Raw genomic sequence first — 14,987 nt, forward strand, 5'->3', positions numbered from 1 at the left:
TCTTCTTATCAGTTCAGGAAATTGCAGGTATTATTTCACGTATTATTTCACGTTTAAAAAACTCCACAAATTATGAGCGTTGCAACATCTGCTGCCCCTTCTTCAACCCTGGCAGCACGTCCTGAATTTAAGACCAGGTATGAGCATTTTATTAACGGGGAATGGGTGCCACCATCCAGCGGTGAATATTTTGATAACATTTCTCCCATAGATGGTAAGGTTTTCACACAAGCTGCAAGAGGCAATGCCACTGATATTGATAAAGCGATAGATGCGGCCCATGAAGCATTTAAAACATGGAGTAGAACAGCTGCTTCTTACAGGAGTAACCTGCTGTTGAAAATCGCACAGATAGTGGAAGATAACCTGGATTATCTGGCCGTTGTTGAGACAATAGACAACGGGAAACCTATCCGGGAAACAAAGGCGGCCGACCTGCCACTGGTAGTAGATCATTTTCGTTATTTCGCCGGAGTGATCCGCAGTGAGGAAGGCACGATCAGTGAACATGATGAAACCACGGTGAGCATCAACCTGCATGAGCCTATTGGTGTTGTGGGTCAGATCATCCCGTGGAACTTCCCGCTGCTCATGGCAGCCTGGAAGATTGCGCCTGCACTGGCTGCAGGTTGCTGCGTAGTGGTAAAACCTGCAGAACAGACGCCTACCAGCATTATGGTACTGATGGAACTGATCGGCAATGTATTACCGAAAGGTGTATTGAATATTGTAACCGGTTTCGGTGTGGAAGCGGGTAAACCGCTGGCATCATCTCCCAAAGTGCAGAAGGTTGCCTTTACGGGGGAAACTACTACCGGCAGGCTCATTATGCAATACGCCTCAGAAAACCTGATCCCCGTTACGATGGAATTGGGAGGTAAGAGTCCTAACATTTTCTTTGAAAGCGTAGCTGACGCAGATGATGAGTTCTTTGATAAAGCAGTAGAAGGAGCCGTACTGTTTGCCCTGAACCAGGGTGAGGTATGTACCTGTCCAAGTCGTATACTGGTACACGATCACATCTATGATCGCTTCATGGACCGCGTTATTCAACGCACAAAAGCCATTAAGATGGGTAACCCGCTCGACCCGGATGTTATGATGGGCGCCCAGGCCAGTGAAGACCAGTTCCAGAAGATACTGAGTTATCTGGATATTGGTAAACAGGAAGGCGCAGAAGTGTTATGCGGTGGCGATGCTTTCCATCAGAACAACGGGCTGGAGCACGGATTCTATGTTCAGCCTACACTCCTGAAAGGAAACAACAAGATGAGGGTATTCCAGGAAGAGATATTTGGACCGGTAGCTTGTGTGACCACTTTCAAATCGACAGAAGAAGCGATCGAGATTGCCAATGATACACTCTACGGATTGGGCGCAGGTGTCTGGACCCGGGATGCACATGAACTGTATCAGGTTCCAAGAGCATTACAGGCCGGTAGGGTATGGGTGAACTGCTATCATGCTTATCCGGCTCACGCACCATTCGGAGGATATAAGAAATCCGGTTTTGGAAGGGAAACACATAAGATGATGCTGAATCACTATCGTCAGACGAAGAATATGCTGATATCTTATGGTAAACAGAAACTTGGATTCTTCTAAATAAATTACCGATCAGGAGTTAAAAATTGATTTGTGTTTGTTGCAGACATGGGTACCCGCGGCTATCACCCGGGCTACAAATACCCACGGGATATTATCCCCGCGCTACAGACACACCAGGGTTGCACCCGGGGCTACAAATATACCCGGGGTTGCACCCCAGGTTCCATGTTTCGGAATTCCTGATTTTTTATATAGTGTCTTAACTTTTTTCATGACTAAGAGAATCATAGCAACTGAGGACGCCATATCCTTGATCAATGAGCTCCGTCACAGGCATGGCCCCCTGATGTTTCACCAAAGTGGGGGCTGTTGTGACGGCTCACAACCAATGTGCTTTCCCGAGGGGGAGTTTAAAACAGGAGCTACTGACGTATGCCTCGGTGAAGTAGATGGATGTAAGTTTTATATGAACGGGGACCAGTTTGAATACTGGAAACACACGCAATTGATCCTGGACGTCATCAAAGGGCGTGGAAGTAGTTTTTCACTGGAGATCCCCCTGGGAGTCAGATTTCATATCCGCTCCCGCGTATTCTCGGATGAAGAGTTTGCGGAGCTGGAAACGACACAACCGCTGACTTAAACACTATCCCGAAAAATGGAAAGTCCTGCAGTTTCAACTGACAGGACTTTTCATATCAAATTGTAAGCTTATGATGATCAGTGGATAATAACCCCTTGCCTGTATGGCATGATAAATTCTTAGGGTACAGGGGATTTTTCAAAATGAATGGCTTTCAAGTCAAATCCTCCGGTTTCAGCATATAGCCGGAGGGTTTGGCGGCCATTCCTGAGTACAATATTTTTCAGCGTATAGGCCTGCCACTCACCACGTTTATTTTCTTTTGCCGGGATCACGGTTACTTTACCTGTTGGTTTTCCGTCAATTGTCACAGCCAGTTTGCCAGGCGCATTACCTGGTGCAGCGATGAAAGAAAGTGTATACTTTCCTTTCAGGGAAATATTCATTGTGTACTTCAACCATTCGCCGGTAGCAAAATCGGTTACGTAATAGCTGTTTGCATCAGCGGAATCAGCTACAATGTCTACACCATCATTCCGGTATACCCTGCCACGGTTGCCGCCCACCCATTTAGGATTGGATATACGGTAATTTGCCGTATCAGTATCAAAGTAAGCCGCACGGTTTACTCCGAGATCATAATCCACTGCAGCCAGCGTCCCTGTGTTCGTGATCGTATTGTTTTTAAAAGGCAACGTTTTTTCAGAGAAGGGCTGACGGATCATCGCGTCGATGACGTCGCGGTGAAGGATGTTGTTGCTGATATTCGTTCCTCTGGCCACTTCCATCAAACCTTCATAGGCCATATCACTGGCGGGTGCGCTGCCCTTGCCGCTGATATAGTTGATCACGCGCATATATTTTTCGTTGGACGGGATCTCCAGCGGATTGTTAGCGCCTAACTTCTTCAGTGGCCACCACGACCAGCCGATGTTGTTCTTTTCAAACAGGCGGATGGCTTCCGTAAACCAGACATTCGAGTTCTCACCTGTTTCTCCCAGCCATACAGGTACATTATACTTCTGGCGGAAGTCCAGGATATGCTGGATGGACCTGGTATCATTCAGGTTCCAGTATTTATGGAAACTCAGTACCATATTCTTGTCCCATGGTGGCAGCATGCCGTTGTAATTGTTTCCCCAGCCATTGCCCTCAATGATGATGATATGTCTGTTGTCTACTTCGCGGATCGCTTTCGTAATATCCTGCAGTAATTGTTTAAGCGGAACGTTGTTCTGTTCTTTCAGGCCGTTCTTGTCATTTTCAGGGTCTTCGAAGCCATAGTTAGGCTCGTTCAGAATGTCATAAGCGCCGATGAAAGGCTCATCCTGGTAACGTTCAGCAAGCTTCTTCCACAATGCCACGGTCTTTAAGCGGTCAGGCTCACTTTCCCAGAGAGAAGGTTTCGAGCCGTCGCGGTCAGAAATGTTCAGGTCATTCCCTTGTCCGCCGGGAGCCGCATGCAGGTCCAGGATCAGGTACATGTTGTTTGCCTTACACCATGCCAGCAGGCTGTCTGTCATTACGAAGCCTTTTTCCAGCCAGGTGTGCTGTCCGGCCACAGGCTCTTTGTCTGCCGGTAGGGTATACAGGTTAAAGTGCATGGGCAAACGAACAGAATTGAAGCCCCAGGCTTTCAGGGAGTCAATATCTGCTTTGGTCGTGTGGTTGTCCAGCCAGGCGTCATAGAATTCCTGTGTTCTTTGCGGCCCGATGAGGCGTTCAATACCTGCACGGATCTTATGCTGCTGGCCCTGGCCGTTTACCCGTAACATATATCCTTCCTGCAGCATCCAGCCGCCAAGGCCAATACCACGCAAGAGTACATTTTCTCCTTTCTGGTTAACGATCTGTGTGCCTTTGGCCCTGAGGAAGCCCTGGCTCCGGCTCTGTAATGGATTGAAGGACAGGGAGATCAATAACAATAACGTGACGTGTTTAGATAGTTTCATAACAATGAATTAGACTAAAAATTGACGAGGTAACAAAATAGGGATTTATGAACAGAAAAAAGATGAGGATTGATAAGTGGGTTGACATGTCTGTTTAGCGGCGATTCCGTGTAATTCCTGAAAAAGAGCATTATCCGTGCAAGACGGGAGTTCTGCGAACTGTTATAAGAATTGAAGCAAGATCAGGTTAAAAAGTAAAGGAAGCACCAACGCCACGAGGACGGTGACCACGAAGAGTATTACATATTCGAATATCTTTTTTGGTTTCATGACCTTCAGATACGATTTGAATATTTAGCCGGGGAACTTAACGCATAACGCGGGAGCGTTCCAGCATCAATGCAATACCTGTTCCCAGCAGCGCGCCTACTGCATAGCAGATACAATCGCTCAGCACAAAATCATAACCCAGTATCAGGCCGAATGGGAACGTATGCCGCAGCTGCACGATCCAGCTGGCTTTATATAATTGCTGCAGTTCGATAATGATGCACGCCAGGAGGGTAAGTATACCCAGCTTTACGGGTTCAGTAGCAGGGAATAAAAACCTTAAAAAGAAGAACAGGCAGGTGGCATACAGTACGTCGCCCCCATAGGTGCTGATAAGTCCTGGAAAGTAATGTGGGTATAAACGCGTAGCCAATCCAATGGGAATGGTGAGCAGGAACAGTACAAAGTATAGGAATATCTTCTTCGCTCTCATAGGTTTCATAGGTCCAAATATAGGAAATATTAGAAAGTTTCAACATTCATAGTGCCTGCAAACGTGCGGAGATATTCAGTGGGAATGACACCTGTTATTTTCCTGAAATACTGGTTGAAGGATGATTTGGCTTTGGGACCCGCAGTCGAAAGCCAGGGTAAGTACGTTAACCGGCAGCGCCTTGCTGCTCATAAACTGCATCTGCTGAATGGCACGTTCAATGCGCAGTTCATTGATGGACTGATAGAATGTTTTGTTGTTGACGGGAGAGAACCCCTTTAAATGACCTGTTAAGTGGTGATCGAAGTAGCTTGTTGGCTGTTTTGCGTCCAGCTGTTATGGTTGGTTGACCAGAAACGGGCCAAAAACGATCCTGCCCGGAAGGAATGGAGGCGGCTTGTTGGTAGTTTACTCGCTTCGTTTATCTTTACGGCGCGGGGAGTCAATTAATGGACCTGACCGCATCAATCCTGAAAACCAACAAGCGATATGAAAATAAGAGCCATTATTACGGGAGCAACGGGTATGGTAGGAGAGGGCGTTCTGCACGAATGCCTGCTAAGCACAGATGTAGAGGCGGTGCTGGTCATCAACAGGAGGCCCTGTGGCGTGACGCATCCTAAGCTGAAAGAGATCATTCACGCCGATTTCTTCGATTTTAGCCCCATCAGGGAACAATTAAGTGGCTATAACGCCTGTTATTTCTGCCTGGGCGTTTCGTCTGTAGGCATGAGCAAGGAAACCTATTACAGGATGACTTATACCCTGACCATGCATGTGGCGGAAACTTTGAGTCAGCTAAACAAGGATATGACCTTCTGTTACGTATCCGGGGCAGGGACTGACAGTACGGAAAAAGGCCGGTCAAACTGGGCCAGGGTAAAGGGGAAAACGGAGAACGACCTGATGGAATTGCCATTCCGGGCGGTGTTTGCCTTCCGTCCGGGTTTTATCAGACCTATTAAGGGCCTGAAGTATGTGCATTCATTTTACAAATACATCGGCTGGATGTTCCCCATCGGCCGTGCACTGTTTCCGGGTGGATTTGCAAAACTGGAGGAGATAGGGCAGGCGATGATCAATGTGACATTGAACGGATATCAGAAAAAGACAATCGAAGGAAAAGATATTATCGCCCTGGGGAAGAGGGCATAATATCTTTTCCTGTTCATACAGGACATCTGCGTGTATTCTTCTCCAATTTTTATTCTGTTAACTTCTCATTAACTACTTTTTCAAAAAGTTGACCGTACTTCGCATTGCTTTAATAACCATTAGTTTCTTATGACCATTCATTGTTTAAGTATGAAAAGTTGGTATCTACAATACCTATCACTGTAACCATATATTTCCGAATTACATAGATTATTGTTAGTCCCGGATCTGTGCAGTGCTGGCTATATAGTCTCCATTGATTGTTTTAATGTTGTCGCATTTGTGCCGCTATGCTGCCGCCATTGGGGATTGTCATGATGGGGACGCGTCACTTATCCGCGTTATGTTAATCTTTATTTGTTAATCATTATGTATAACCATACCATGAAAGTAACCGGTATCCTTTTATTCATTTCTTTATCTATCGCGGGAATTTTACGGGCACAGAACAGACCCGCTAATACCAGCAGACCTGTAGCTATTCCCGCAGCGGCGCTGGCTCCTTATAGCACCACTATGGTCAATTCCGTTCGCACCTGGACGCCTTCCATGCCGGTATCTGAAAGTGCAGTGGTCACGTCTGCAGCCAGAACGGTGACGGAGGTGAAACAGGAAACGCAATATTTCGACGGTCTGGGGCGCCTGTTACAGACGGTAGAAAAGGGCGCCAGTCCGGCAGGCAGAGATCTGGTCACTCCCATTGAGTACGATGCCTTTGGAAGGGAACGATATCAATATCTGCCCTATGTACCGAAGACCGGGAGTGTCAATGACGGTCTTTTTAAGATGGCGCCATTCATCAGCCAGCGTGCCTTTTACAGGGACAGCACCCTTGTACCCGGAACAGGAAGCGATAGTATTTACTACGCGCAGACAGCCTATGAAGCCTCTCCTCTAAACCGTGCATTACAGACCTGGGCGCCGGGCAACAGTTGGGCAAAAGAAGGTGGTAATCATCCTGTAAAACAGCAATACCAGATAAACAGTATAGCAGATTCCGTGAGGCTGTGGAGTTTACTAACTGCGTCCCTCATACCGGTCAGCAGCCGGGTATATGGCAACGGAGAATTGTTGAAGGAGGTTGTCATCAATGAAGCAGGTGTGCAAACGGTGACATATAAAGACAAAGAGGAGCACGTAGTTCTGAAAAAGACTCAGCTGGCCACTACACCAGGTACGGCACATACGGGATGGCTTTGCACTTACTACGTCTACGACGCGCTGGGAGATCTGCGGTTTATAATACCGCCCAAAGCAGTAGAAGCCATCCGCAGTAACTGGACGATACCTGCTGATGTAGCCAGGGAGTTATGCTTCTGCTACCGTTACGATAAACGCAGCCGGATGATCGTACAAAAGGTGCCGGGAGCCGATAGTACTGAAATGGTGTACGATGAAAGGGACAGGCTGATAGGTAAAAGAGATGGGATTCTGAAGGCCTTGGGCATGTGGCATGGCACTTATTACGACCAGCTGGACCGGGAGCAGAAAACGGTCTTATTCTACGACGCCAGGAGCCGGGATGCTTTGCAGGCAGCCGTTAATCAGGCAGGATTTAATCCACTGAATGCCTTTCCATTCATTGCATCCTCCGCATTGCGGGTACTGACAAACACTTATTACGATAATTATAATTTCCCCGGCAGGCAGAATTATGTGACGACCGACATCACAAAAGTGGAGGCAGGAGCGAATCCCTACGCAGAAGCCTTATCATCAGCGCCTGGCACAATGACCAGGGGCTTAATGACAGGCAAACGTTATCGTATTGAAGCCATGGAGCAGTTCAATACTACGACGATCTACTACAACGACAAAGGACGGGTGATCCAGACCATTGCAGACAACATGCCGGGCGGCAGGGATATTACCAACACGCTCTATGACTTCAGCGGCAAAGTGTTGAGCACCTACCTGAAACATACCAATCCACGCAGCACATCGACACCACAAACAACAATACTCACGCAGTTCGACTACGACGCCATGGGCAGGATTGACACCATTAAAAAGCGGATCAACGACAATCCCGCCTTCCAGCGCACAATCGCAGTCAACACGTACGACGAACTCGGGCGACTGAAAACAAAGCGTCTGGACGTAAGCGGGCCGGCTACCCAACTGGAGCTGCTGCAGTACGAGTACAACATCCGGGGATGGTTAAGGTTTCAGAACCGGCAGTTTGTCAACACACCCAATATCACCGTGAATTGGTTCGGACAGGAATATTGTTACGACTATGGATTTGACAGTCTCGCGTACACCGGGAATATTGCCGGCATTAAATGGAAAAGTCTGTCAGACGGCATTCCCCGCGCTTATGGATACGACTACGACAGAGCTGAGCGGCTGACCCGTGCGGATTTTACTGAGCAATTAAGTGGCAGTACTGCCTGGACAAGCACAAGAGCAGATTTCTCAGTCAGCGGATTAACCTATGATCCAGGGGGGAACCTCTTATCAATGAAACAAAGGGGCTTAAACGGTCCTGTCATTCAGACGATAGACAGTTTGAAATACGGCTATTTTCTCAACAGCCACCGGCTTAGCTATGTAACTGATAAAAAGAACAATCCTGCCAGCACATTAGGCGATTTTAAAGAAACAGACAACCGGGAAGTACAGGATTACTGGTATGACCCGAACGGCAACATAGCGAAGGACAGGAACAAAGGCATTGACAGCATTTACTATAACCACCAGCAATTGCCTGCTATTCTTTATGCAAAGAACAAGCAGGCGTCCATTTACTATCTGTACGCAGGTGGTACCGGTGAGCGGCTGGCAAAGATGGTATCAGATCTTAGTACTCAACCGCAGCTGTTCCGTACAACCCATTACATAAATGGCATTCAGTATGAACGGGACAGTTTACAATTTATATCCCATGAAGAGGGCCGGATCCGACCCATATACAGAACGGGCCAGCCGGTAACGTATGCGTTTGACTATTTCATAAAAGATCAATTGGGTAACGTCCGTATGGTATTGAGCAGCCCAAAAGACACCGCTATTTATGCCGCAACGATGGAAACGGCGAAGGCCGGCGTTGAAAATGCCCTGTTCAGCAACATTGACAATACGCGTACCGCGAAACCTGCCAACTATCCGGCAGACGCCACCACCAGTCCCAACGCTTACGTAGCAAGGCTCAACGCTATCAACGGGCGGAAGATTGGACCATCTCTGGCACTAAGGGTGATGGCGGGCGACAGTATTCAGATAGGAGTGAGGGCACTCTATAAACATATAGGTGCAGCAACTTCCAATAGCACTCCGGCCGCCATGGTAGTCGCCATTCTGGATGCCTTCAGCGGCACAGGTGTTACGGACGGTATACACCAGGCGTCGGGCAGTACTTCTCCGGTATCCACGTTGAGCAGCAACACCTATAATCAGTTGAAAGCGAAGGATGCCTCCCAGAACCAGCCAGACAAGCCCAAAGCCTATCTGAGCTATATTATGTTCGACGATCAGTTCAACCTCGTAGACGACAACTCCGGCATGCGGCAGGTAGGTGGGGCCATAGATGCATTACAGACCCTGGCAGTCCAGAAGATGCGGATAAAGAAGACGGGCTTCATCTACATATATACCAGCAACGAAAGCGGCCAGGATGTATTCTTTGACAACCTGGTAGTCGCCCACAACGGCGGCGCCTTGCTGGAGGAAACCCACTATTATCCTTTCGGGCTGACGATGGCAGGTATCAGCAGAAGCGCCTTAAAAGGAAAGCAGTATCCGGAAAACGGAAAGAGGTATAACGGAATCGACTTCAGCCAGGACCTTAACCTGTATCAATACGATGCCTTTTACCGTACGCTGGACCCTCAGATTGGAAGATGGAAACAAATTGACCCAAAGATCGACGCCATGGAATCCTGGTCGCCCTACGTCTCCAACTACGACAACCCAATCAGGTACAGTGACCCTCTGGGCGACTGGCCTGGACCGATCGACGGTCTCTTTACGCGGCTACTCAACTTCGCCACCCACGCCAAAGACAACTTCCGTCGAAACACGACCCAACAAAAAAACTTCGTCCGTGAAAAAGTACGGCAGGGAATCAATAATTTCAAGGGCCGTATCGCCACAGGAACAACGACACCTCAATTACTTTTCGAAGAGTTCCGCAAAAATCCTCTTGGCGCCGCAACCGGCATCGGTGGCCTGGAAGTAAAGCTCACCACCGTCGCCGCGAAGGAATTCGCACTCAGCTCAAAAGCAGCAGAAGCAGGTGCTAAGACAGCTGAGGGATTTGAGGTAGCCGCGAAGATGAAAGTGAAGCGTGATGGTGCTGCACGTGCTGCGGACTATGGGGATGACTGGCCGACTGCTAGTTTAAAAGAGGCGAGAGAGAAGTTTGCTCCTAAGGCAGAAGGTTTCTTAAGCGAGGACGGGGAAAAGACTATCTATCTTAATAGTGAAACTAAGATCCAGGTCGTATATGATAATCTTGGTGACTATTTCAGAATACAGAATACAAATCTGAAGGGTAGAAGAGTTTTTTTAGATTTCGATGCAAAAGTGCCCAATAATAAAGTCGTTAATGGAAAACAAAAAGGAAGAAGCAAAGACGAATATGAACAGATTACTCACTTTAAAAACACTGACTAATAATGAGTTCGAGAACTATAATCGTGCCCATAGATAAAGAGGCAGAAAATGCATTAGACTATGATGAAGCAACACCAGAGCAGCTGATAGAGGTGGATTTAGTTGGAAATGAATTTAAAGAGTTATGGGATGTTGGTTTTTTCCACGCGTTAAATGACATGACTCAAGCAATGATTGACAATTTTGAGAGTGCCGAGATTGTGAAAAAGGAAGATTTAGAAAAGGTTTTGAACAGCGATGTGTTTAACATGCCTGTTTCTAATGATATTCTAGAACGGCTAAAAGTCCTTTTTCAAGAAGCCCTTGAACGCGGCACGGGCGTCTACTTCTTTTTCTAAAGACTTTGGCGACAATAAAATTATATAACGCCGATAAGTAGCGGACGGTTTGGGGTGGAGACTGCGGGCCTTAACCCTTGGAGAGCCTGACACGATTGATAGGGGTTAAATTTGCCATTCCAAAGCTGCCACGCTTGACGAAGCTCAATCGTACGCCTTGGAAAGGGGTACAGCCCGCGGTCCCACCTCAAACCGCGAGCTACTTATTAAACCCCAACCCATTATAAAAAAGCCGAACAAAACAAACACCGCGAGCTACTTATCAAACCTCAAACCATCAACAAACAGCCGAACACAGTGCTTATCAACAACAATATCAAAGCTACCCGGCACGTTCCACAACCAAGCCCGCAAAATACTTTGAAAAATGCAACCCAGGCATAACCCCCACGCTGCAACGATTCAAACGCCGAAGCGATAGGTTTGAATCTTATAACCCTTAAACAACCGTTGTTTCGCGGAATACATAACGACCTACTCTACTATTCTGCTCAGAAATAAAGATCAACCTTTGAAATTTATACTTATCTGTTTGAATATTGCAATTTGTATTCGCGCCCTTCGAACTAAATTTGCTTTCAAACGTTAACGATTCAGGAAGCAAAGGTCAAATTTGATATTGGATAACCCGTTCAGGAGGCTTACGGCGAACAGTGCGCCGTAACCGGGTTTCCCCTACTATCAATAGTCCCCTGCCGCAAGTCAACCTATTTAGATCTAATTATTTACAGAAAACAATTCTTTATGGTTAAGCTAAAGATCAACCAGAAAGAGTACTCAGTGGACGCCAGCCCTGATATGCCTTTGTTATGGGCAATAAGGGATGTAGTCGGATTAACTGGTACCAAATTCGGTTGCGGTATGGCGCAGTGTGGCGCATGTACCGTTCATTTGGATGGAGAAGCGGTACGTTCATGTGTTACATTAGTGTCGCGGGCCGTTGGGAAGGAAATAGTAACTATTGAAGGATTATCTGCTGATCCGAATAACTACCTGCAGAAAGCATGGATAGAGCTGGACGTACCACAATGCGGTTATTGTCAGTCCGGCCAGATCATGTCTGCCGCGGTGTTGTTGAGGGAAAATCCAAATCCAACAGATGATGACATTGACAGTGCAATGTCCGGGAATATCTGCCGCTGCGGCACATATCCCCGTATCAGAAAGGCCATTCACCTGGCCGCAAAAATGCAGCGGGAAGGAGGTAACAAATGAGCACAACCTTGAACGCAGGCAGACGTAATTTCCTGAAGACCGGCGCTGTACTGACCAGCGGACTGCTGATCTCATTCTCAGTACCAGGCGCAAAGAAACTTGGTGCAGCAGCGCCTTCTATGCTGGGTCCACAGAGTGGAGCAGCGTTCGCGCCTAACGCATATCTGAATATAACAGCCGATAATGAGGTACTGGTATACCTGGCACATGCTGAAATGGGACAGGGTATCTGGACGACATTATCGATGATGATAGCAGAAGAACTGGATGTAGATGTCAATAAAATGGTGGTGCAGCATGGAGATGCCTGGCAGCCATACAACCATACCATGTTCGGGATACAGATCACCGGAGGTTCCAGCACTACCTGGTCTGAATTTGACAGGTACCGTAAGGCTGGTGCTACCGCCAGAGCTTTGCTGGTGCAGGCAGCCGCACAGAAATTTGGCGTGAACCCTGCCGACTGTAAGACAGAAAATGGCGTGGTGACGGCAGGCGATAAAAGTGCTACTTACGGCGAACTGGCCACTGCAGCTGCAGCATTGCCAGCACCCGGAGATGTGCCGCTGAAAGATCCGAAGAACTGGAAGTATATCGGCAAGGGCGTTAAACGCCTGGATACGCCGGCTAAAATAAATGGTACTGCAAAATTCGGAATGGATATGCAGTTTCCAGGTATGCTGACAGCAGTAGTGTTGCACGCACCTGTATTCGGCGCTAAGGTGAAAACGGTAGATGCAGCAAAGGCGAAAGCAATACCTGGTGTGCGTCAGGTAGTACAGATCCCGACTGGGGTGGCTGTATTGGCCGACAACTACTGGGCTGCCAAAAAAGGCCGCGCAGCGCTGAAGGTAGACTGGGACCTGGGATCAGGCGTGAAAGTGGATTCAGCAACGATGCTGGCAGAGTACAGGCAACTTGCGCAGAAGCCTGGAACCCAGGCCGGTAAAGCAGGAGATGTAGACAGCGCAATGTCCAAAGCAGTGAAGACCGTGGAGGCAGAATATACCTTCCCGTATCTGGCGCATGCGGCGATGGAGCCCTTGAATGTGACCATTCAGCTGAAGGACGGTAAGTGTGAAATATGGACCGGTACACAGATGCCGGGTCTCGATCAGGGAGCAGCAGCGAAGGTGCTCGGACTGAAGCCTGATCAGATAAGGGTGAATACCGTTTTCCTGGGCGGTGGTTTTGGCAGAAGGGCTACACCAGCTTCCGACTTCGTGGTGGAAGCAGCCGAGATCGTTAAGGCCAGCGGTAAACCATTGGTGAAAATGGTATGGTCGCGTGAAGACGACGTAAGAGGCGGTTATTACCGTCCCGCGTTCCTGCACAAGATAACTGCCGGTCTGAATGCACAGGGACTGCCAATAGCCTGGAAACATACCATTGTGGGCCAGTCTATCATGGACGGGACACTGTTTGCCAGCATGATCAAGGATGGTATTGACGCAGCCTCCGTAGAAGGAGTGGTTGATTCGCCTTATGTGGAAGCAATTCCCGACCGCCTGGTAACATTACATTCTCCCAAGAATGAAGTGCCGGTACTGTGGTGGCGTTCCGTAGGACATACACACACCGCTATGGCGATGGAAGCAATGATCGATGAACTGGCGCATGCAGCGGGCAAGGATCCGCTGGCTTATCGTCAGGAATTGCTGAAGTCCAGCCCGCGGCATCTGGCGGCTTTGAACCTGGCGGCTGAAAAAGCCGGTTGGGGCAAGCCATTGCCCGCCGGACGGTTCAGAGGCATCGCTGTACACGAATCCTTCCTCAGTTATGTGGCGCACGTAGCAGAGATCTCTTTGAACGAAGACGGCACGATCAAGATACACCGTGTGGTAAGCGCTATCGACTGTGGTCTGGCGGTGAATCCTGATGGTGTGAAAGCCCAGATAGAAAGCGGGATCAATTTCGGGGTAGCCGCAGCGCTGCATGGCGAGATCACGCTGGAAAAGGGACGCGTAAAACAAGGCAATTTTAATGATTACGTGGTGGCCAGGATGTTTGACACCCCGGATATAGAAGTGCATATCGTGGAAAGTACCAGTAAAATGGGCGGTGTGGGTGAACCAGGTGTGCCACCGGTGGCGCCGGCTATCGCGAATGCTTACTTCGCCGCTACAGGTAAACGCCTGAGACATATGCCTTTCAATAAGGCCGGCCTGTCAGCATAAAAAGCGGTATCCTGATTTTTTACACGTAATGAGATGTTATGGCACAATCAACTAAAAACCAGTTTTTAAATACAAAGAAAGTCGTATATCTTCTGCTTGCGGCAACGGCAATTTCCTCGGTTGTAGTATCTTTCCGTACGGATGCCTTTAATGGGGTACCTGCTGAAGAGAAGGCACCGGTTGTGAAAACGGAGGTGGCAGAGCCGGATAGTGTGATCTCGAAAAAGGCGTTTCTGCAGGCCTATAAGGTGCTGATGCATCCCAGGTGTATGAACTGCCACCCGAAAGGCGACAGGCCCTTACAGGGCGACGACAGCCACGTACACACCATGAACGTACAGCGTGGTAAAGACGGTAAGGGGCTTTACGCAATGAAATGTTCCAACTGTCACCAGCCACAGAATACGCCGGGGCTGCACATGCCTCCGGGTAATCCGAACTGGCACCTGCCACCGGCTGACATGAAGATGGTGTTCGAGGGTAAAACGCCACGGCAGCTGGCAATGACCATGCTGAATCAAAATGAGAACGGTCATAAAAACCATGAAGGATTGATCGAGCACGTAAGCCAGGACTCACTGGTGGGCAGCGGATGGAATCCCGCAGAAGGATTGGCCCACTTACCTATGAGCCGTGCAGAGTTTGTGAAACATTTTAAAACATGGCTGGATAAGGGCGCTTACTTGCCGGATAAATAAG

The 14,987-nt window shown here is 48.3% G+C and carries 11 protein-coding genes; 9 read left to right on the forward strand and 2 right to left on the reverse strand.

Annotated elements, in window-relative coordinates; all coding sequences use genetic code 11:
• Positions 1 to 72: 72 nt before the first annotated feature.
• Together L3C95_RS20235 and L3C95_RS20240 are read left to right on the forward strand one after the other, a co-directional pair.
• Positions 73 to 1,605, forward strand: a complete 1,533-nt coding sequence (locus L3C95_RS20235; protein ID WP_236390404.1) for an aldehyde dehydrogenase family protein — start codon at positions 73 to 75, stop codon at positions 1,603 to 1,605.
• A gap of 214 nt (positions 1,606 to 1,819) precedes the next feature.
• On the forward strand, positions 1,820 to 2,191 hold the full coding sequence (locus L3C95_RS20240; protein WP_236390406.1) for a DUF779 domain-containing protein: 372 nt from the start codon (positions 1,820 to 1,822) through the stop codon (positions 2,189 to 2,191).
• A 119-nt stretch (positions 2,192 to 2,310) separates the two neighbouring features.
• Here the strand turns inward: L3C95_RS20240 and L3C95_RS20245 are convergent, their stop codons facing one another.
• Positions 2,311 to 4,083, reverse strand: a complete 1,773-nt coding sequence (locus L3C95_RS20245; RefSeq protein ID WP_236390408.1) for a cellulase family glycosylhydrolase — start codon at positions 4,081 to 4,083, stop codon at positions 2,311 to 2,313.
• A 307-nt stretch (positions 4,084 to 4,390) separates the two neighbouring features.
• Positions 4,391 to 4,795: a DUF2809 domain-containing protein gene (locus tag L3C95_RS20250; protein WP_236390410.1), complete on the reverse strand. Its 405-nt coding sequence runs from the start codon at positions 4,793 to 4,795 to the stop codon at positions 4,391 to 4,393.
• 75 nt (positions 4,796 to 4,870) lie between these two features.
• Between L3C95_RS20250 and L3C95_RS20255 the strand changes: the two genes are divergently transcribed.
• From L3C95_RS20255 to L3C95_RS20285, 7 genes are all read left to right on the forward strand, one after another.
• On the forward strand, positions 4,871 to 5,068 hold the full coding sequence (locus L3C95_RS20255) for a hypothetical protein (protein WP_236390411.1): 198 nt from the start codon (positions 4,871 to 4,873) through the stop codon (positions 5,066 to 5,068).
• A 207-nt stretch (positions 5,069 to 5,275) separates the two neighbouring features.
• The gene (locus L3C95_RS20260; protein ID WP_236390412.1) at positions 5,276 to 5,941 is read left to right on the forward strand and encodes an NAD-dependent epimerase/dehydratase family protein; all 666 of its coding nucleotides are present in this window, start codon (positions 5,276 to 5,278) and stop codon (positions 5,939 to 5,941) included.
• A 369-nt stretch (positions 5,942 to 6,310) separates the two neighbouring features.
• Positions 6,311 to 10,558, forward strand: a complete 4,248-nt coding sequence (locus L3C95_RS20265; RefSeq protein ID WP_236390413.1) for a DUF6443 domain-containing protein — start codon at positions 6,311 to 6,313, stop codon at positions 10,556 to 10,558.
• 2 nt (positions 10,559 to 10,560) lie between these two features.
• Positions 10,561 to 10,896 carry a hypothetical protein gene (locus tag L3C95_RS20270; RefSeq protein ID WP_236390414.1) on the forward strand — a complete coding sequence of 112 codons (336 nt, stop codon included), beginning with the start codon at positions 10,561 to 10,563 and terminating at the stop codon, positions 10,894 to 10,896.
• Between the two features lie 744 nt (positions 10,897 to 11,640).
• Positions 11,641 to 12,111 carry a (2Fe-2S)-binding protein gene (locus L3C95_RS20275; RefSeq protein WP_236390415.1) on the forward strand — a complete coding sequence of 157 codons (471 nt, stop codon included), beginning with the start codon at positions 11,641 to 11,643 and terminating at the stop codon, positions 12,109 to 12,111.
• A gap of 8 nt (positions 12,112 to 12,119) precedes the next feature.
• Positions 12,120 to 14,288, forward strand: a complete 2,169-nt coding sequence (locus L3C95_RS20280) for a xanthine dehydrogenase family protein molybdopterin-binding subunit (RefSeq protein WP_236390416.1) — start codon at positions 12,120 to 12,122, stop codon at positions 14,286 to 14,288.
• Positions 14,289 to 14,326: 38 nt separating this feature from the next.
• The gene (locus tag L3C95_RS20285; RefSeq protein WP_236390418.1) at positions 14,327 to 14,986 is read left to right on the forward strand and encodes a hypothetical protein; all 660 of its coding nucleotides are present in this window, start codon (positions 14,327 to 14,329) and stop codon (positions 14,984 to 14,986) included.
• Position 14,987 lies beyond the last annotated feature (1 nt).

This window comes from Chitinophaga filiformis (genome assembly GCF_021646545.1).
Classification (GTDB): Bacteria; Bacteroidota; Bacteroidia; order Chitinophagales; family Chitinophagaceae; genus Chitinophaga; species Chitinophaga filiformis_A.

Bases quoted from the DNA above. Each gene is read 5' to 3' on its own strand.
- L3C95_RS20235 (WP_236390404.1), top strand. From the start codon at position 73: ATGAGCGTTGCAACATCTGCTGCCCCTTCTTCAACCCTGGCAGCACGT.
- L3C95_RS20240 (WP_236390406.1), top strand. From the start codon at position 1,820: ATGACTAAGAGAATCATAGCAACTGAGGACGCCATATCCTTGATCAAT.
- L3C95_RS20245 (WP_236390408.1), bottom strand. From the start codon at position 4,083: ATGAAACTATCTAAACACGTCACGTTATTGTTATTGATCTCCCTGTCC.
- L3C95_RS20250 (WP_236390410.1), bottom strand. From the start codon at position 4,795: ATGAAACCTATGAGAGCGAAGAAGATATTCCTATACTTTGTACTGTTC.
- L3C95_RS20255 (WP_236390411.1), top strand. From the start codon at position 4,871: ATGACACCTGTTATTTTCCTGAAATACTGGTTGAAGGATGATTTGGCT.
- L3C95_RS20260 (WP_236390412.1), top strand. From the start codon at position 5,276: ATGAAAATAAGAGCCATTATTACGGGAGCAACGGGTATGGTAGGAGAG.
- L3C95_RS20265 (WP_236390413.1), top strand. From the start codon at position 6,311: ATGTATAACCATACCATGAAAGTAACCGGTATCCTTTTATTCATTTCT.
- L3C95_RS20270 (WP_236390414.1), top strand. From the start codon at position 10,561: ATGAGTTCGAGAACTATAATCGTGCCCATAGATAAAGAGGCAGAAAAT.
- L3C95_RS20275 (WP_236390415.1), top strand. From the start codon at position 11,641: ATGGTTAAGCTAAAGATCAACCAGAAAGAGTACTCAGTGGACGCCAGC.
- L3C95_RS20285 (WP_236390418.1), top strand. From the start codon at position 14,327: ATGGCACAATCAACTAAAAACCAGTTTTTAAATACAAAGAAAGTCGTA.